Source organism: Nocardia sp. X0981 (genome assembly GCF_977089955.1).
In genome coordinates this window covers 535,895-552,722 of the sequence record NZ_OZ372435.1, presented here as the reverse complement: position 1 = coordinate 552,722, position 16,828 = coordinate 535,895, and the positions used below count along the sequence as shown (strand labels likewise).

The 16,828-nt window shown below is 67.3% G+C and carries 16 protein-coding genes; 8 read left to right on the top strand and 8 right to left on the bottom strand.

The features are described 5' to 3' along the window. Window positions 1-7: 7 nt before the first annotated feature. The 4 genes from ACYR7D_RS02590 to ACYR7D_RS02575 form a co-directional block, all read right to left on the bottom strand. Entirely contained in the window at window positions 8-2,158 is a 2,151-nt protein-coding gene (locus ACYR7D_RS02590; RefSeq protein WP_459548029.1) for an Rv1355c family protein, read from the bottom strand. Beyond that, entirely contained in the window at window positions 2,148-2,921 is a 774-nt protein-coding gene (locus tag ACYR7D_RS02585; protein WP_459548028.1) for a hypothetical protein, read from the bottom strand. Before ACYR7D_RS02585 ends, ACYR7D_RS02590 begins: the two co-directional genes overlap by 11 nt. 268 nt (window positions 2,922-3,189) lie before the next feature. Beyond that, a complete protein-coding gene (locus ACYR7D_RS02580; protein ID WP_459548027.1) occupies window positions 3,190-3,645 on the bottom strand; it encodes an effector binding domain-containing protein in 456 nt (151 codons plus the stop codon). Further along, window positions 3,642-4,085, bottom strand: coding sequence for a GyrI-like domain-containing protein (locus ACYR7D_RS02575; RefSeq protein WP_459548026.1), 444 nt, complete (start codon window positions 4,083-4,085; stop codon window positions 3,642-3,644). Before ACYR7D_RS02575 ends, ACYR7D_RS02580 begins: the two co-directional genes overlap by 4 nt. A gap of 456 nt (window positions 4,086-4,541) precedes the next feature. On the opposite strand from ACYR7D_RS02575, the gene ACYR7D_RS02570 reads away from it, so the two are divergent. Further along, the gene (locus ACYR7D_RS02570) at window positions 4,542-6,755 is read left to right on the top strand and encodes a hypothetical protein (protein WP_459548025.1); all 2,214 of its coding nucleotides are present in this window, start codon (window positions 4,542-4,544) and stop codon (window positions 6,753-6,755) included. A gap of 89 nt (window positions 6,756-6,844) precedes the next feature. Further along, window positions 6,845-7,753 (top strand): SDR family oxidoreductase, encoded by a 909-nt coding sequence (locus ACYR7D_RS02565; protein ID WP_459549984.1) that lies wholly within the window; start codon window positions 6,845-6,847, stop codon window positions 7,751-7,753. Here the strand turns inward: ACYR7D_RS02565 and soxR are convergent. Continuing rightward, entirely contained in the window at window positions 7,680-8,249 is a 570-nt protein-coding gene (gene soxR, locus ACYR7D_RS02560) for a redox-sensitive transcriptional activator SoxR (protein ID WP_459548024.1), read from the bottom strand. The two genes, ACYR7D_RS02565 and soxR, sit on opposite strands and share 74 nt — an antisense overlap. 125 nt (window positions 8,250-8,374) lie before the next feature. Between soxR and arcA the strand changes: the two genes are divergently transcribed. Both arcA and ACYR7D_RS02550 read left to right on the top strand, forming a co-directional pair. Continuing rightward, window positions 8,375-9,643, top strand: coding sequence for an arginine deiminase (gene arcA / locus ACYR7D_RS02555; RefSeq protein ID WP_459548023.1), 1,269 nt, complete (start codon window positions 8,375-8,377; stop codon window positions 9,641-9,643). 29 nt (window positions 9,644-9,672) lie between these two features. Next, a complete protein-coding gene (locus ACYR7D_RS02550) occupies window positions 9,673-10,032 on the top strand; it encodes a GntR family transcriptional regulator (protein WP_459548022.1) in 360 nt (119 codons plus the stop codon). A gap of 33 nt (window positions 10,033-10,065) precedes the next feature. Here ACYR7D_RS02550 and ACYR7D_RS02545 read toward each other — a convergent pair whose 3' ends face one another. Continuing rightward, entirely contained in the window at window positions 10,066-11,688 is a 1,623-nt protein-coding gene (locus ACYR7D_RS02545) for a dolichyl-phosphate-mannose--protein mannosyltransferase (RefSeq protein WP_459548021.1), read from the bottom strand. Window positions 11,689-11,766: 78 nt separating this feature from the next. Here ACYR7D_RS02545 and rsmI point away from each other — a divergent pair, with 78 nt between their 5' ends. Beyond that, window positions 11,767-12,672, top strand: a complete 906-nt coding sequence (gene rsmI, locus ACYR7D_RS02540; protein ID WP_459548020.1) for a 16S rRNA (cytidine(1402)-2'-O)-methyltransferase — start codon at window positions 11,767-11,769, stop codon at window positions 12,670-12,672. Window positions 12,673-12,676: 4 nt separating this feature from the next. On the opposite strand, the gene metG is transcribed toward rsmI, so the two are convergent. Next, window positions 12,677-14,239 carry a methionine--tRNA ligase gene (gene metG / locus ACYR7D_RS02535; protein WP_459548019.1) on the bottom strand — a complete coding sequence of 521 codons (1,563 nt, stop codon included), beginning with the start codon at window positions 14,237-14,239 and terminating at the stop codon, window positions 12,677-12,679. A 227-nt stretch (window positions 14,240-14,466) separates the two neighbouring features. Here metG and ACYR7D_RS02530 point away from each other — a divergent pair, with 227 nt between their 5' ends. From ACYR7D_RS02530 to rsmA, 3 genes are all read left to right on the top strand, one after another. After that, entirely contained in the window at window positions 14,467-15,303 is an 837-nt protein-coding gene (locus ACYR7D_RS02530; RefSeq protein WP_459548018.1) for a TatD family hydrolase, read from the top strand. Window positions 15,304-15,446: 143 nt separating this feature from the next. Continuing rightward, window positions 15,447-15,638 carry a hypothetical protein gene (locus tag ACYR7D_RS02525; protein ID WP_459548017.1) on the top strand — a complete coding sequence of 64 codons (192 nt, stop codon included), beginning with the start codon at window positions 15,447-15,449 and terminating at the stop codon, window positions 15,636-15,638. Between the two features lie 63 nt (window positions 15,639-15,701). Next, the gene (rsmA, locus tag ACYR7D_RS02520) at window positions 15,702-16,589 is read left to right on the top strand and encodes a 16S rRNA (adenine(1518)-N(6)/adenine(1519)-N(6))-dimethyltransferase RsmA (protein ID WP_459549983.1); all 888 of its coding nucleotides are present in this window, start codon (window positions 15,702-15,704) and stop codon (window positions 16,587-16,589) included. On the opposite strand, the gene ACYR7D_RS02515 is transcribed toward rsmA, so the two are convergent. Then, window positions 16,571-16,780: a heavy-metal-associated domain-containing protein gene (locus ACYR7D_RS02515; protein WP_459548016.1), complete on the bottom strand. Its 210-nt coding sequence runs from the start codon at window positions 16,778-16,780 to the stop codon at window positions 16,571-16,573. The two genes, rsmA and ACYR7D_RS02515, sit on opposite strands and share 19 nt — an antisense overlap. Window positions 16,781-16,828: the final 48 nt, after the last annotated feature.

Genomic DNA, 16,828 nt, shown 5'->3' with positions numbered 1-16,828 from the left:
GATCCCACTAACTGCGGATGTCCGCGCCCGGTACGGGGCGCCGTCGGCTCCGCACGCTGGCAGCTGCCGCATAACTCAGGCGTAGTACCAGCGCCACGCTGTCCTGTTCCGGCACTTCCAGTAGTTCCAGGAAACGACCCTGAAGTGTGGCCAGTCTATCCGCGTATGCCGGGGAAAGGGCATCCAGTTCGGTACGGGAACGAGAAAAGAGGAAGACCGGAGATATCGGATGTACCGCCAGACCCGACCGCTGGGCCTGGATCCACAGCCGCTGTACCGCCGCTCCCGCGCGGGCGTAACCGGTCAGGATACCGGGCTCGGCGCCGGGTTCGCCGGTGAAGGTGAGGGCCACGATCGCGGAGCTGGAGCGCACCCTGTCCCGGGCGTAGTCACCGAGCGCCGACCCGGCCGACCAGTTGCGCAACTGTGTCATCACATCGGCGCGTCGCCCGATCCGCAGCGCCGCGTGTTCGTCGGGGGCCAGTTCCAGCGAGCGGATATCGATACCGTCGTCCGGTGTGTCCCCCGGCCAGCGCATCTCCGCGAACATCTCCTGGTGCAGCCGGGGCGTGAGATAGCGGATCCGGTCGGATTCGGCCAGGACGGCGGCCAGGGCGCGGATTCCCGGCGTGGTGGTGACCGCCCGCATATGCGCCCCTTCCGCCGCCGCGGCCGCGCTCAACCCGGCCAGTACCCCGGCGGGGATCGCGCCGCCGTAGCCGAGGCGCCGGTTGGTCTCGCGGACGAGCGCGTAGGGGTAGTCGGCGGCCAGGGCCGGGTCGGTGCCGGTCCCGTTGCGCAGGACCGCTGTGAGCGGGACGCCGGGTTCGGCATGTTCGATCAGTTCGTACGAACCGAGGACATCGTGGGCGGCCGCCGCCACCCGGGCGTTGTACAGTGCCGCTCCGACGGCGACCGCGCTACCCCGGTATCCGATATCCATGGCCGTGGTGTGTTCCGGGTCCAGCGCGATACGAACTCCGCCCGGCGCGGGGTGCAGGGACCACGGCTGGACATTCCCGCCCGACGGCGCCCGTTGCGCGCAGACGAGAATACGGCCGAGGGTGCCCTTGCCCGGCTCGTCGGTAGCGGGGCCGGCCGCGTAGCGCTCGGATTCGAGATCCGGCTCGGCGAGGGCGTCCAGCGCCTGCTCCACATCGACGCGGGTACGCCCCGAGCGCAGGGGCCGGCCCAGTCCGATCCGGCGTATGGCGGTGGCCACGCTCGCCGCGCCCAGTACCACATCCCCGCCGAGCTGGGGCCAGCTGTTCAGTGTTTCGCCCACCTCGACCAGGCTGCCCGCCATCCGGGCCGACAGATCCCGGGCGCCGAGCAGCCCGACGACGTAGGGGGCCTTGTCTCGGGTGGACAGGCCGCGTAAGTGTTCGGGCGCGGTATCGCCGAGCAGGCCGTGGAACGGTACGCGATCGGGTTCGAGGTCGAAGCGCTCCACATCGAGCAGTCCGCGATCGCTGGTCTCCATGATGAGCGGCAACCGCCGGCGCCGGGCCGCTTCCCGGACGAGCAGTTTGACGTCCAGGGAATCGCATTCCTCCACGACGACGTCCAGACCGCCGACGAAATCGTCGGCGGTATCGGCGTCCACCCCGCCGCCGCGTACCTCCACCGGCAGGTAGGGGTCGAGTTCGGCGATCCGCCGGGCGGTGACGATCGCTTTGTTGACCGCGATATCGAACAGGGTGGCGGGTACCCGGTTGAGGTTGGACAGTTCGAGTTCGTCGAAATCGGCGAGCCGCAGCGCGCCGCACACCCCTTCCTGGGCCAGGGTGTAGGCGATGGCATGGCCCACGCTCTGACCCACCACCCCCACGGTGAGCGTGCTCAGCCGGTCCTGTTCGGCGCGAGTGAGTTTGTTGCGGTTGCGGTCCAGGCGGATCGCGCGGAAGGTTCGTGGTCCGGGCAGCACCAGGACGCTACGCCGCCAGGGATAGTAGACCCAGCGGTCGTCGGCGGAGGTCTCCCCGGTTTCCGGAGGATCGTTGAGCCGCCCGAATTCGCCGGCCAGTAGACCGCGGAGGTCGTTGAATTCGATATCCGGTACAGCGCGCAACCCCGCCAGTGCGCATTCGTCGTCGGGATCGCGCGGGTCGAGGATCAGCGGGCGGTATTCCACCCCGAGATCTGCCTCACCGACCATATGCGTAGCATTCCTCCCCGCCGTGTCCCAGTAGCCGGTGAGACCGCCGTGACCTCGGTTCAGCTATTCCCATAGCGCGAAGTTCACCACGCATCAACAGATACTGCAACTTATCAGCAAATATTTGGTAGGTCTTGGTGTCCCACCAGATCGGTACGGTCCGGTAGCGCTCGTCCGGATACGGCACCGGTGGAATGAGTTGTGCGACGACACCGCCGCTGGCGCGATGTCGCTCGGTGGCGAAAGAGGCGACGGTGGCGAAACCGTAGCGTGCGTCGAGCAGGCGCGGCGCATGCGCCATACAGCGGGATATCGCCGCGGTCAGTTCGCTGCGTGCCGGTGCGTCGCGGGCGACCCAGACGGCCCGGGATTCGACCACGCCCCGCGGAATCCGCCGCGCCATCATCAGGCCCAGGTCGGCGGCGCCGGGGCGTCCGGCCCACGGGGCGAGGGAGGAGACCTCGGAGACCCAGGTGTACGGACCCTGTACGCGCAGGCCGCCGACGACATCGCCGCAGGTGTCGGTCGCGGCGAAGAACAGGGTGGTGGAGGATCCGTCGGCCACCGAGTCGTATTCCAGCGCGGGTTCGTGGCCGAAGTGCCGGTACGCCTGCCGGGCGCCGGTGAGGTACCGGTGCCAGAGGTCGGGGGATTCCCGGGGGGTGGTGATGTGGATGTCGTAGCCGGAGGCGTTGTCGCGGAAACCCGCACCGCAGCCGGGGCGCGGGTTTTCCTGGCCGACTGCGATTGTTTCGACAGTCATGCTGTTCCTACTCTTTCGCCGCGCACCGTGCTGAGGGCGCGCGAAATTTGTTGTGCGACAGCCCGCTCGACGCCCCGGCTCGTCGGCGTGCCCTGTGCAGTATCCGTCATGGACACGAAATTGACCAGAACTCTGGTTAATCTTCCGAAAACTGCGCAGAGATCTGATCGTTATCGCAGTTCAGAGTAGGTGATTCAATAGGAGGGAATTAACACCAGACCGGTTGGTTCTGGCTGGGTTACCTGCGGGCAACGAATTCCGCTTTTGTTCACGCGGTGATGGAGATGAAGAGCTCCACCGACGACGAGCCGTGCCAGATCTCGATCTCCTCGCGGTAGGCCCGGGTGATCTCCGCCGACGCCGTCGCGTCGTCCACCTGGGCCCATACATCCTCGACCGGATCGTGGTAATCGCCGTTGGGTACGAACCGCGCGTAGACCCCCCGTGGTACGCGAACCAGGATATCGCCGACCGGGGCCGCGCCCGGCCGGGAGTACTCGAAGGACACCAGGGCGTTGTAGGTGCCGGTCGGTGTGCGGACGTACACGGTGTACATCGGTCGGTCGATATCGGGAGACCCGGCACCGTCGCTCACCCGCTCACGGAGCCGGTCCTTGAGGAACTCGATGAGTTCGCTGTTGCTGACCTTGAAGCTGGGCCGCACCTTTGGGACGACGAGGCCGGCGTAGACGGATTCGCCGCGTACCACGATCGTGTAGCTCATCGCGCCGCCACCGCCAGATAGAGATCGATCTTGTACGCATGCGGGTAGAACTCCAGATCGCCGGTGAACGTGCGTTTGATCTGGTTGTGCTCCTCGGCGTAGGCGATCTGGGTCCACAGGCTCGTCATGATCTGCGGAAAATTACCCACCGACGTGAATTTCGCGTAGGTGCCACGCGGAAGCCGGGCCACGAGGTGCCCTCGGGTCACCTCGTCGAACGTCGAGCACTGGTACCCGACGATCTGGGTGTTGTAGGTGCCCAGCTCGGCGGAGTAGTCCGTATACGCCGTCGCCAGGGGGCCGCCGAGCTCGTGATGCAGTACCGAGGACCAGGCGCCCTCCAGGTCGCGATCACGGAGCTCCCCGAGCGCGCGTTTGGGGCTGCGCACCGGAAGGCCGGCCACCCACGTCTCGTCGCGCTCGACGATTTCAAACTGCATGGAACGACTCTTTCGAGATATGTCCTGGTGGCAAGCCGACCGAGTGGTCGGCTGGACCCGCCATGCTATCAACCGGTGCGGCTGTCGGCCGGTTGCCCGCGCCCGGCTCGTCGTGCTCGTGAGAGCTGCTCATGGCCGCGTATCGTGGCGGTCCCGTGAAACGGCGGCAGTCCGCCGGAATATTTTCCGTTTGCGTGACGGCGGGTGATCCGAGGAGTTCGAATCATTCTTCGTGAATAGGAATTCGCGACATTCTACCGTTGTTCTCGGTGGTGGTGAATCGGAGGATATTGTTTCGTAATTCACCGGTGCGGGCCCGATCCGCCACTGCTCGTTCAGCTGGGCTTCATTCGGCCTCGTTATCAATGCGAGCATGATCGGCAGAACAGCCCGGCGGGCACTGTCCGCGCCCTCCGGCCGCGCGAAAAGCGCAGGACAGTAGCCGGATCGACGACCATGCGTCTGTTCGGCCTCCGTGCGAGTGGTACGCCTTCGGCGAAAGTGGCCCGGTATCGCCGTCGTATCTTCTGTTTCCTCGCCGTTCTATTTCTGTTCACGGTATGCCCGGGTTCGGTCGGAGCGGTGGCGGTGGCGCAGGACGGGTCCGGGGCCACCGGCCTGAGCAGAATGGACGGATTGGCCTGGATGAATATCCAGGATTCCGCCGGCGTGGCGCTGGCCGATTATGTTTTCGTCAGCGATACGGGCGGATTGCTCGACCCCGGCGCCACCATGGTGTGGACGATCCTCGGCCTGGAATTCGTCGGCTACATGATCATCGTGACCACGGCCATCTGGTTCGTCGGCTTCGCGCTGAGTTTCGACTGGCTCGATCTGGTGGCCGATGCGCTGCGCGGTATCGCCGACGCCTTCGCCGCGCAGCTGGCCACCCCGGCCGTGCTGGTGACCGCCGCGACCATCGGCGCGTTCTTCGTCGCCTGGTTCGTCGTGCGTGGTTTCCACGCTCGCGCCGCCGTGCAAACGCTGACCATGCTGGCGGTAGCGGTTCTGGGACCGCTGTTCCTGACGGCTCCGCTGACGAATGCGCTCGGCTCCGACGGACTCCTCGCCAAGGGCCGGGATGTGGGGATGGCGATCGCTTCGGGCCTGAACGGCTCCCCGACCCGGGATCCCGATCTCGCGGTCAGTGCTCTACAAGGCGATATGGCCGACAACTTCGCCCGTCGACCGGTGCAGGTGTGGAATTTCGGCCACGTGGTGGACACCGACGCCGCGTGTGCGCAGGCGTGGTCGGCAGGGGCGAACGCGGGTGATACGGAGCGGACCCAGCGCGGTCTCAGCGAATGCGGGGACAGCGCGGCGGCGGGAGCCGCCGCGCAGCCGAGCGTCGGTCAGATCGGCACCGGTCTGCTGCTCCTGCTCTCGGCCACCGTGCTCCTGCTGTTCGCGGTCCTCCTCTCGGCCCGGCTCATGCGGGCCGTGCTGGACGCCGTCTACCACGGCTTCTTGGCGATATTCGGTTTCGCCGCCGGGGGTTTCGTCTACGGCCCCACCCAGACCTTCCTGGTACGCAACCTGGTGAACTCGGGTATCGCGGCGGCCCGGATATGCGCGTACACCGTGTTCACCGGCGTATACCTGCTGTTCCTGGGCAATCTCTTCCAGCAGGCGCGCGGGCAGGTGATCGCGGTGATCGTCATCGCGGCGGTCGTCGAAGTGGTCGCGATCACGCAACTGAACCGGTTGGCGAAGGGGCTGACCCGGGGGTCCGGCCTGCTCACCGATCGGGTCGCCCGCACGCTGCAGGGTGTACGCGGTGGTTCCGGTGGCACAGCGCTCGGTATGGGTGGCGGCGGAGTGAGCTCCCGCGGTGGCTCGGGAGCGGGGGTGATCGCGGGCCTGGCCGCTCTCAACACCGTCAACTCCTCTCCGCTCACCGCCTGGCTGGCCGGGCGGACCCTCAATCCGCTGAGCCCGCTGGCCCACGGCAAGATGCGTAGCGAGCGGGCCTCGATCGCCATCACGGAAAGCCGGTTGCAGTACCACCACTGGAGCTCCCTGGCCCGGGAGAACTGGCGGCTGCTGGCGCGCCGCGAAGCCGACGCATGGGGCGGTATCGATACCGAACTGGGCCTTGCCCGTGCTTTGAAGTACCTCAACAACAACCGGGTGCCGAGCCAATTCCTCGCCGCCGTGCTCCTGGACGCGGGTGCCGATCACACCAGAATTCACAACCATCTCCGGGCGCGAAGTGTCCGTGACGAGACCAAATCGCGCAACCCCTACGGTTTCCAGCCGCTACGGCAGGCCATAGCGTCCGGTCACGCGGTGATCAATCATGCCGGTAGTGAGGTGGAATCCGCCTTCGCCGCCCAGGCGGTCGCCGATGCCGACAGCCTTTCCCGTCATACGCTCGCGCCGGATCCGACGCTGCCGGTCGACCACGCCTTCCTCACCCGGGTCCAACGGAACTGGGATTCCGAGCGCGCGCTGCGGGCCGCGATCACCCCGCAGGAATGGAACAGCGTCGGCCGCCCCACCCGTATCGCCATCGCGCACCAGCTCGCCGAGGATCACTACGCCACAGCGCGCGCCTACTATCACACACCGACTACCGCGCGTCGGGACGAACTCGTGGCCTCGCTCAAACGGCTGGCCAACCTCAATCACACGGGGCCCGAACACGGGTTGGGTCCCTGGGATATGTGACGGCCGCGCCGCCACCGCTTCCCGTGCCGCGCCGCTTGCGGATGGGTACGCTGCTGCCGACAGCGCAGTCGGACTATCGGGAGTGCCAGATGGGGCGGGTCAACCGCAGGAAAACGGTGCAGGATGCGAAAACTCTGATCACCGGCGCGGCAAGCGGTATCGGCAAGGCCACCGCCCTGGCCGCCGCGGTGCGGGGAGCACGGCTCGTGCTCACCGATATCGATGCCGAGGGGCTGGCCGCTACTGTCGCCGAGGTCGAACAGGCCGGCGGCACCGTACTGGTCGCCGAGGCGCTGGATATCGCCGATTACGAGGTCGTGGCCCGGTTTGCCGCCGCCGTGCACGAGAAGTTCGGCAGCCTCGACGTGGTGATGAACGTGGCCGGTACATCGGTGTGGGGAACGGTGGACAGCCTGGAGATCCGGCACTGGCGGCGGATGATCGATATCAACCTGATGGGGCCGATCAATGTGATCGAGAGATTCGTCCCGCCGATGGTGCGCGCGGGTAAGCCGGGCGCGCTGGTGAATGTGTCCTCGGCGGCCGGGTTGCTCGCGTTGCCGTGGCACGCCGCCTACAGTGCCAGCAAATACGGTCTGCGCGGACTCTCGGAGGTACTGCGGTTCGAACTGGCCGAGCACGGGATCTCGGTGCACGTGGTGACCCCCGGTGCGGTGGCGACACCGCTGGTGCGGTCGTTCGACCTGGTGGGGGTGGACAAAGAGCATCCGAAGGTGCAGCGGGTGACCTCGCTGTTCACCCGGCACGCCGTGGGGCCGGAGAAGGTCGCCGCGGCGATTCTGAAGGGTATCGAGCGTAATCGTTTCCTGGTGTACAGCTCGTTCGACATCCGATTCGGTTACTGGTGGAAGCGGAAATTCGCTTTCCCCTACGAACTGCTGATGCGTCTGGCGAATCGCCGGTTCAGCATGCTGAAGCAGTCGGTGAATCGGAATCCGGAGTCACAGCGCACACCGGATTCTCCGAGTCCGCGCTGATCGCCTCGTCCGGACCGCAGTGCTCGAAGTCCGGGCAGTTGAGGTGGACGTCCAGTACCCGGGCGCCCGGGCCCTCGGCGCCGAGGCGGTCGTGCTCGTTGACGATTTTGCAGCTGCCCAGCGACAGGCAGCCGCAGCCGATGCACCCGGTGAGATTGTCGCGTAGCCGTACGAGCTGGGTTATCCGTTCGTCCAGATCCGCGCGCCAAGCCGTGGACAGCGTCTCCCAATCGCGCCGGGTGGGTGTGCGCCCCTCCGGTAAACGGTCGAGCGCGGCGCGGATATCGCTCAGCGGGATACCGACCCGCTGGGAGATCCGGATGAACGCTACGCGGCGCAGGGTCTCCCGGGTGTATCGGCGTTGATTTCCGCTGGTCCGGCGGCTGGAGATGAGACCTTCGCGTTCGTAGAAGTGCAACGCGGACACCGCCACTCCGCTACGCTCGGAAAGCTGTCCCGGGGTGAGCTCTTTCGTGGTCCAATCCGCTGTCGGCATCGATCCTCCTCCATTATCCTGAACAATACTTCAGGTTACTGGGGCCGGGGCGGAAACGGGTAACTGCGCGGAAACCGAACGGCCGTCGCCGTGCTCACCGGCCACGGGAGCACTACTGTCGGACCATGGGAACAGATGCCGTACCCGGTCGGACATCGCCTACCCGCCCGGACGAGAAACACACGATCCCCGGCTACGGGGTGACCAGTGAAGTGGGCGATCTGCGCTCCGTATTGCTGCACCGTCCCGGTGACGAACTGCGCCGGCTCACCCCCCGCAACAACGACCAGCTGCTTTTCGACGGCATTCCCTGGGTGGAGCGCGCGCAACAGGAACACGATATCTTCGCTCAACTGCTCCGTGACCGCGGTGTCGAGGTGCTCCTGGTGGCCGATGTACTCGCCGAAACACTCGAGGTCAGCGGTGCCGCCCGGATCCAGGGTATTTCCGCCGCCGTCCACGCCCGCCGCCTCGGCCACACCCTCGCCGGCGATCTCGCCGGATATCTGCGTGGTGTACCCGCCGCCGACCTGGCCCGGATCCTGATGGCAGGGATGACCTTCGACGAGCTACCGTTCGCGGCCGACAACACCTCGCTGGTGCGCCGGATGCACCACGGCGGCGATTTCGTCATCGACCCGCTACCGAACCTGCTGTTCACCCGTGACTCCTCGTTCTGGGTGGGCCCCAAAGTGGCCATCACCGCGCTCGCACTGCCCGCCCGTGCCCGGGAAACCTCGCTCACCGACCTGATCTACGCGTTCCATCCCCGGTTCCTCGGCGTCCGGCGGGCCTACGAATCGCATACCGCGCCCATCGAAGGCGGTGATGTCCTCCTGCTCTCGCCCGGGGTGGTGGCGGTGGGTGTCGGTGAGCGGACCTCACCGGCCGGGGCGGAAGCGCTGGCCCGTAGCCTGTTCGACGATCGGCTCGCGCATACGGTCCTGGTGGTCCCCATCGCGCAGAACCGGGCCACCATGCACCTGGACACGGTCTGCACCATGGTGGATACCGACGCGGTGGTGATGTATCCCGGGGTGCGGGAAAGCCTCACCGCCTACACCATCCGCGGTGACCACGGCTCCGGCGGTTACGCGGTAACCGGACCCGAGCCCTTCCTGCCCGCCGCGGCGGCGGCTATGGGAATCGGCAAACTCCGGGTGATCGACACCGGGCTGGACGGAGTCACCGCGGAACGCGAACAGTGGGACGACGGAAACAACACCCTGGCGCTGCGACCGGGCGTAGTGGTGGCCTACGAACGCAACGAGATGACCAACGCCCGGTTGGAGGACGCCGGTATCGAGGTCCTGCGCATCCCAGGATCGGAACTGGGGTCGGGCCGGGGCGGGCCACGCTGCCTGTCCTGCCCCCTTGCCCGGGATACGGTATGAAAACGGTCCGGATGCGGTAAGAACGAGCCATGCTCGAGATCACGGTGTCGCACGATTCGGGCGTACCGCCCTACGAACAGCTGCGGCTCGCCGTTATCGCCCGGGTCCGGGCGGGCGAACTCGCCGCGGGCACCAAGATCCCGACTGTGCGGGCGCTCGCCGCGCAACTGGGTCTGGCGCCGAATACGGTGGCGCGCGCCTACCGGGAACTGGAACAGGACGGGGTACTGGAAACCCGCGGCCGGCTGGGCTCGTTCATCGCCTCCTCCGGGGATCCGACCGCGGACGCCGCCGGTCGCGCGGCATCGGATTATGTCGCCACCATCCGCCGCCTCGGCCTGGAAGACGCGGCCGCGCTGCACTATGTCGAGGTCGCCCTGAACGGGTGAGGGCGGTGGTCGCCGGTATACCGGCGAACACCGCTATCTCCAGCTCGGGAGCCAGAGGTGATCCTGCCAGTTACCGGGGGTGATGGGCAGGGCGGTGAGGATCGGCCACAACCAGATGAAATTCGCGATCACCAGAGCGAGGTACAAGCAGACGGCGAGCAGCCCCAGACTGTGCCGTTCGCTGGGCGCGGGGGACAGGAACACACCGCCCGGGCCGCGCGCGGCCGCCCGGTGGGCGGTGCCGAGTACATCGCCCAGTACCAGGGCCACCGCCATCACCAGGAAGGGGGCCAAGGTGACCGCGTAGAAGTAGTACATCTGCCGGTCCAAGGTGAGGAACCAGGGCAGCAGGGCCGCGCCGTACCCGGTGAGCGCGGCCGCGTACCGCCAGTCACGGCGCACCACCCAGCGCCACAACCCCCAGGCCAGCACGGGTAGCGATACCCACCACAGGGCGGGTGTGCCGACCAGCATGACGGCTTTCACGCATTCGGACTGTCCACAGCCGGTGACCCCGTCGTCGGCGTAGTAGTAGAGCATCGGCCGCAATCCCATGGGCCAGGTCCACGGTTTGGACTCCCAGGGGTGATGGTTCCCGGCCGAATTGGTGAGTTCGGAGTGGAACGTCAAAGTGCGAGAGTGGAAGTACCACAGGGAGCGCATCGCGTCCGGTACCAGATGCGACCAGAAGCCACCCGTGCCGATCCCGCCCTCGGGGGCCGACGGGTTGCCCGCCATATAGCGGTAGACGCCGGTCTCGCTGCGGAACCAGGCGGCGTAACTCGCCAGGTAGACCCCCAGCGGGATCAGCACCAGCGCGTACAGCGCCGGGCCGATATCGCGGACCGCGGTACCGGCCACCGGTCTGCGCACACCGTAGGTGCGACGCGCGAAGAGGTCGAACAGCACACTCATCAGCCCGAAGGCGGCGATGAAATACAACCCGGACCATTTGGTTCCGCACGCCAGCCCCAGCAGGACGCCCGCGCCGAACCGCCACCAGCGCACCCCCAGACGTGGACCCCAGGGCGTTTCACCGGCCCGCCCCTCGGCATCGGCTCTGGCGAGCCGGGCCCGCACCTGATCACGGTCCACGATCAGGCAACCGAAGGCGGCGGTCACGAAAAAGGTGATGAAGATGTCCAGCATCCCGATCCGCGACGATACGAAGGTCGCACCGTCGGCGATGAGCAGGATGCCGGCGAAAGCGCCGAGCAGTGTGGAGCGGGTCATCCGCCGCACGATCCGGATCACCAGCAGCACGAGTACGGTGCCCGCCACCGCGGCGGAGAACCGCCAGCCCCAGCCGTTGTATCCGAACAGGGCCTCACCGAGGGCGATCATCTGTTTACCGACCGGTGGATGAACCACCAGCCCGTACCCCGGGTTGTCCTCGACACCGCCCCCGGTCAGCACCTGCCACCCCTGCGGCGCGTAATGCTTCTCGTCGAAAACGGGTGTGCCCGCATCGGTCGGGTAGTGGAGCATGGTGAATCGCGTAATGGCCGCGATCGCCGTCAAGAACAGGCTGACCACCCATCCACGCACCGTATCGGTGGGACCGAAGTCGGGCGCGGGCCGCAACGGCGCCGGACCGGACCAAGCGCGCGCCGGCCGCCAGGACGCGCTGGGGCGCGATTCGGTCAGCTGAGTCACGACCCCGAGCTTAAAGGCTGTGTTTATTTGCGCCGCCCTCGGCGGCGCGGGTGCGGGGCCGCGCCGAAGGTGCCGCAGATGAACACGGCTAGGCTCCGACGGGCAGGTCCGGATCGTCCGGGCCGGGGCAGGAGTGTGGTGACACAGGGCGGGCTGGTACTGGCGGCGACACCGCTGGGGGATATCGGGGACGCCTCCCCGCGGTTGCGGGAGGCGCTGGGTTCCGCCGATATCGTCGCGGCCGAGGACACTCGCCGCACCCGGTCGCTGGCGGAGGCACTCGGCGTGGAGATCCGGGGACGAGTCGTGAGTTTCTACGATCATGTCGAATCCGCGCGGGTTCCGGCGTTGCTGAGCGAGATCGCCGGCGGGCGGACCGTGTTGCTGGTCACCGATGCGGGGATGCCGTCGGTGAGCGATCCGGGGTATCGGCTGGTGGCGGCATGTGCCGAACGGGAACTGCCGGTGACCTGCCTGCCCGGTCCCTCGGCTGTGACGACGGCGCTCGCGCTGTCGGCGTTGCCCGTCGACCGCTTCTGTTTCGACGGGTTCGCGCCGCGTAAGGCCGGTCGGCGCCGGGAGTGGCTGAGCGCCCTCGTTTCCGAGCGCCGCGCCTGCGTGTTCTTCGAGGCCCCGCACCGGCTGGCGGAATGCCTGGCCGATGCGGTCGAGATCCTGGGTGCGGACCGGCGCGCCGCGGTGTGCCGGGAGCTCACCAAAACCTATGAGGAGGTCGTGCGCGGTACGCTCGCCGAGCTCGCCGAGTGGGCGGCCGACGGCGCGCGCGGCGAGATCACCGTGGTCGTGGCGGGTGCCAGCGGTACGGTGGCCGATCCCGCGGACCTGGTCGCGCAGGTGGAGGAGCGTGCCGCCGCGGGGTTGCGGCTCAAGGACGCCAGTGCGGAGATCGCCGAGGTCGCCGGGGTTTCGCGCCGCGAACTCTATGACGCGGTGCTGGCCGCCCGGCGCGCCGCGGCGGACTGACCGCTCAGTCGGCCTTCGGTTCCACGTAGCGCGGGAACACCGGTTCCGGGGCCGGCAGGGGCACCCCGGGGACCAGCGGGGTGGCGATGGCGGCGAAATCGCGCTCCTGCTGGGCGAGCAGGTCGAGGATTCTGGCCGCCGACCCCGGGATCACCGGCTGGGTCAGGATCGCGACGATCCGCACCACCTCGAGGGTGACGTAGAGGACGGTGGCCATCCGGGCCAGATCGGCTTCGGTACCGGATTTGCGTAGGGCCCAGGGGGCCTGGGCGCTGAAGTACCGGTTGGTTTCGCCGAGGGTGAGCCAGATCTGTTCCAGCGCCAGATGCATCTGCTGGGCGTCGTATTCGGCCCGGCAGCGTTCCAGCAGGCCGTTCGCGCGATCGAGCAGCGCGCGGTCGTCCGCGGTGAACTCGCCGGGTGTGGGCACGGCCGCGCCGCAGTTCTTGGCGACCATGGTCAGGCTGCGCTGTACCAGGTTGCCGAATTCGTTGGCCAGGTCGGCATTGATACGGGAGACGATCGCCTCGTGGCTGTAGCTGCCGTCCTGGCCGTAGGAGATCTCCCGCAGCAGGAAGAAACGCACGGCGTCGAGGCCGTAGGTGTCGACCAGATCGAGCGGGTCGACGACGTTGCCGACCGACTTCGACATCTTCTCGCCCTTGTTGTAGAGGAAGCCGTGGACGAAGACCCGGCGCGGCAGTTCGATCCCCGCCGACATGAGGAACGCGGGCCAGTACACGGTGTGGAAGCGGGTGATGTCCTTGCCGATGATGTGCACGTCGGCGGGCCAGTACTTGCCGAACGTATCGGAATCGGTATCGGGGAAGCCGACGCCGGTGAGGTAGTTGGTGAGCGCGTCGACCCACACGTACATCACGTGGTCGGGATGGTCCGGGACGGGGATGCCCCAGTCGAAGGTGGTGCGCGAGATGGACAGATCCTTCAGCCCGGCCTTGACGTAGCTGATGATCTCGTTGCGCCGGGTCGCCGGTGCGATGAACTCCGGATGCTCGTCGTAGAGCGCGAGGAGCTTGTCCTGGTAAGCCGAGAGCCGGAAGAAGAAATTGGACTCTTCGGTCCAGGTGACCGGGGTTTTGGATTCGGTGGAGATACGGCTGCCGTCGTCGAGCAGCGTGGTCTCCTCCTCGGTGTAGAACGCTTCGTCGCGCACCGAGTACCAGCCGGAGTAGTTGCCCAGGTAGATATCGCCGTTGTCCAGCATCCGCTGCCAGATCGCCACGCTGGCGGCCCGGTGGTCGGCGTCGGTGGTGCGGATGAACCGGTCGTAGGAGATATCGAGGGCTTTGTCCAGCTGCTCGAACACATCGGAGTTGCGTGCGGCCAGCTCCTCCACCGGGATGTTCTCGGTGGCGGCGGTCTGCTGCATCTTCTGGCCGTGTTCGTCGGTTCCGGTCATGAAGAACACGTCGTACCCGTCGAGCCGCTTGAACCGGGCCAGCGCGTCCGAGGAGATGTACTCGTAGGCGTGCCCGATATGCGGCGCACCGTTGGGGTACGCGATGGCCGTGGTGATGTAGAAGGCGGGACGATCGAGTGCGCTCATGGTGTGTCGATTCCACCATGTGGCCCGGAGTGAGCCCGACCCGAGTGCGTGTTCATGGCACCAGAGGTTACCGGCAGGGGTGTGCGGGCCGGTATCGGATTCGGCCATCGGCGATCCCGCTCTACTGTGGTGCGCGTGCCATTCCTTGTGCGAGTTCCGGTGCCCGGCTCTGTCCCTGTGGTGAGTTCGTTCCGCGGCGGTCGTTCGATGCCGCGGGTGGTGGTCCGATGAGCGCGAAACGGCCCGCGCCCCCGCTGCCCGAGCCCTTGGTGCCTTTGGTGGACGCGCACACCCATCTCGATGCCTGCGGGGCCACGGACGCGGCCTCGGTGGCCGAGATGGTGGATCGGGCGGCCGGGGTCGGCGTGGGGCGGGTGGTGACCGTGGCCGACGATCTGGAGGCCGCGCGCTGGGCGGTGGGTGCGGCGCAATGGGACGAGCGGGTGTACGCGGCGGTCGCGCTGCACCCGACCCGGGCGAACGCTCTGGACGCGGCCGCGCGTACCGAACTGGAGCGGCTGGCGGCGGATCCGCGTGTGGTCGCGGTGGGGGAGACCGGGCTCGACTACTACTGGCCCGGGAAGCTCGACGGTTGTGCCGATATCGAAACCCAGATCGAGGGTTTCCGCTGGCATATCGATCTGGCCAAGCGGATCGGCAAACCGCTGATGATCCACAACCGTGAGGCCGATCACGATCTGCTGACCGTGTTGCTCGACGAGGGGGCCCCGGAAACGGTGATCTTCCACTGTTTCTCCTCGGACGCGAATATGGCGTTGTCGTGCGTGGCCGAGGGCTATGTGCTGAGCTTTTCGGGGACGGCGAGTTTCAAGAACGCGCACGAACTGCGGGAAGCGGTACGGGTGGTGCCGGACGAGCAATTGCTGCTGGAGACCGACGCGCCGTATCTGACTCCTCATCCGTACCGTGGTGCGCCCAACGAGCCGTACTGCCTGCCCTATACGGCGCGAGCCGTGGCGGAATTGCGGAATCAGGATCCGGCCGAACTGGCGGCGATCAGTACGGAGAACGCCCGGCGGATTTACCGGTTCGCGGATCGATAAACCCGCCCGAGGGTAGTGATTTGAATCACAGTTTCATCGTGGAGTATGCGTTCACCTGGGGTGTCGGCCCTATGGGGTGTGAGAGCGAACCGGTGGGTCGGTTCGTTGCGGTTGTCGCCGGCCCGAGGCTTCGTTATCGTCCCGTGACCGTGTCACCCTTTGCGAGGATCAACGCCTCACGTTCGCCCCTGCTGTATGTGGTCATCGCGGCCGTGCTGCTCACCCTCATGGTCGGAGCCGGTGCCGCTATCGCCACGCATCACTCCGACGGCGACCGGACGCACTCCGCTCCAGCCGGTATCTCGTCCGTAGCCGACCTGCCGCAGGTCGCCTGAATCCGCGTCCCCGCGAGCCCGCAGGGGCCGGGTTGGTAGGTTTTCCCGGTGTCGGATGCCGAGATGATGGCGCGTGGCCGGGCCGCCCTGCTGGGTCCCACGCAGGTGCGTGAGCTGGCCGAGCGGTTGGGGGTGCGCCCGACCAAGCAGCTCGGGCAGAATTTCGTGCACGACGCCAATACCGTCCGCCGGATCGTGACGGCGGCCGGTGTCGGGCGGGCGGACACCGTGCTGGAGGTCGGTCCCGGTCTCGGTTCGCTGACGCTCGCGCTGCTGGATGTGGTGGACTCGGTTCTCGCGGTGGAGATCGACCCGGTGCTGGCGGAGCGGTTGCCCACCACCGTGCGGGAACGGGCGGGGGCGCTGGCCGACCGGCTCACCGTGCTCCCCGCCGACGCGCTGCGGGTCCGGGCCGGTGACCTGCCGGCCGTTCCGACCGCTCTGGTCGCGAACCTCCCCTATAACGTGGCCGTTCCCGTACTGCTGCATCTGCTCGCCGAAATTCCGGGTATCACCACCGCGCTGGTGATGGTGCAGGCCGAGGTGGCCGACCGGCTGGCCGCCGCTCCGGGCAGCCGGGTGTACGGGGTACCCAGTGTGAAGGCGGGTTTCTTCGGAACCGTCGCCAAAGCCGGTTCGGTGGGCCGGCAGGTGTTCTGGCCGGTACCGCAGGTGGAGTCGGGGTTGGTGCGGATAGACCGGTTCGCCGAACCCCCGTGGCCGATGGACGAGGCGCATCGCCGCCGGGTTTTCGAGGTTGTCGACCTCGCCTTCGCGCAGCGCCGCAAAACCCTGCGTGCCGCGCTGGCGGGATGGGCAGGTAGCCCCGCGGAGGCCGAGCGGCGGCTGCGCGCCGCCGGAATCGCGCCGACCGCCCGCGGGGAGACCCTGGACACCGCGGCGTTCGTCCGTCTCGCCGCGCAGTCGGAGAATCAGCCGGCCAGCTCGTAGCCCGCCTCGTCGACGGCGGCGGCGATATCCGCGTCGGCGATGGGCGCGGTGCCCTCGACGACCACCCTGCCGGTGGCGAGGTCTACGTCGACGCTGGTGACGCCGTCGATCTTCCCGATCTCCGTTTTCACCGCCTGAACGCAGTGCCCGCAGGTCATGCCGCTGACGGTGTAGGTGCTGGTGGTGGGCATCGCATCTCCTTCGTGCTCGATCCCCGAGTGGGAACCGCTGTCCCGAAT

Excerpts from the sequence above, each read along its gene's own strand:
- ACYR7D_RS02590 (WP_459548029.1), bottom strand. The coding sequence starts at position 2,158 with ATGGTCGGTGAGGCAGATCTCGGGGTGGAATACCGCCCGCTGATCCTC.
- ACYR7D_RS02585 (WP_459548028.1), bottom strand. The coding sequence starts at position 2,921 with ATGACTGTCGAAACAATCGCAGTCGGCCAGGAAAACCCGCGCCCCGGC.
- ACYR7D_RS02580 (WP_459548027.1), bottom strand. The coding sequence starts at position 3,645 with ATGAGCTACACGATCGTGGTACGCGGCGAATCCGTCTACGCCGGCCTC.
- ACYR7D_RS02575 (WP_459548026.1), bottom strand. The coding sequence starts at position 4,085 with ATGCAGTTTGAAATCGTCGAGCGCGACGAGACGTGGGTGGCCGGCCTT.
- ACYR7D_RS02570 (WP_459548025.1), top strand. The coding sequence starts at position 4,542 with ATGCGTCTGTTCGGCCTCCGTGCGAGTGGTACGCCTTCGGCGAAAGTG.
- ACYR7D_RS02565 (WP_459549984.1), top strand. The coding sequence starts at position 6,845 with ATGGGGCGGGTCAACCGCAGGAAAACGGTGCAGGATGCGAAAACTCTG.
- soxR (WP_459548024.1), bottom strand. The coding sequence starts at position 8,249 with ATGCCGACAGCGGATTGGACCACGAAAGAGCTCACCCCGGGACAGCTT.
- arcA (WP_459548023.1), top strand. The coding sequence starts at position 8,375 with ATGGGAACAGATGCCGTACCCGGTCGGACATCGCCTACCCGCCCGGAC.
- ACYR7D_RS02550 (WP_459548022.1), top strand. The coding sequence starts at position 9,673 with ATGCTCGAGATCACGGTGTCGCACGATTCGGGCGTACCGCCCTACGAA.
- rsmI (WP_459548020.1), top strand. The coding sequence starts at position 11,767 with ATGAACACGGCTAGGCTCCGACGGGCAGGTCCGGATCGTCCGGGCCGG.
- metG (WP_459548019.1), bottom strand. The coding sequence starts at position 14,239 with ATGAGCGCACTCGATCGTCCCGCCTTCTACATCACCACGGCCATCGCG.
- ACYR7D_RS02530 (WP_459548018.1), top strand. The coding sequence starts at position 14,467 with ATGAGCGCGAAACGGCCCGCGCCCCCGCTGCCCGAGCCCTTGGTGCCT.
- rsmA (WP_459549983.1), top strand. The coding sequence starts at position 15,702 with ATGATGGCGCGTGGCCGGGCCGCCCTGCTGGGTCCCACGCAGGTGCGT.
- ACYR7D_RS02515 (WP_459548016.1), bottom strand. The coding sequence starts at position 16,780 with ATGCCCACCACCAGCACCTACACCGTCAGCGGCATGACCTGCGGGCAC.